General features: G+C 49.2%; 2 tRNA genes. Both read right to left on the reverse strand.

The features are described from left to right. Nucleotides 1-76 (reverse strand) — tRNA-Lys (locus tag BEB42_RS26075). A 146-nt stretch (nucleotides 77-222) separates the two neighbouring features. Beyond that, nucleotides 223-298, reverse strand: a tRNA-Lys gene (locus tag BEB42_RS26080). Nucleotide 299: the final 1 nt, after the last annotated feature.

The raw sequence follows: 299 nt of genomic DNA on the forward strand, positions 1-299 counted from the left end.
TGGTGGGTCGTGCAGGATTCGAACCTGCGACCAATTGATTAAAAGTCAACTGCTCTACCAACTGAGCTAACGACCCATACGGGTGTTACCTGAATGATTTCTACTCGGGACCAATCTTTAATATTGGTGGATCGTGCAGGATGACTCGCTTCGCTCGCCCTACGGGCCGTTGCTGGCGCAACGTTATCCTTCACGCTTAACATCTGAGTTTGATGTTAAAACTGGTGGGTCGTGCAGGATTCGAACCTGCGACCAATTGATTAAAAGTCAACTGCTCTACCAACTGAGCTAACGACCCG

The organism is Escherichia sp. MOD1-EC5990, assembly GCF_002965285.1.
Taxonomy (GTDB): domain Bacteria; phylum Pseudomonadota; class Gammaproteobacteria; order Enterobacterales; family Enterobacteriaceae; genus Escherichia; species Escherichia coli_F.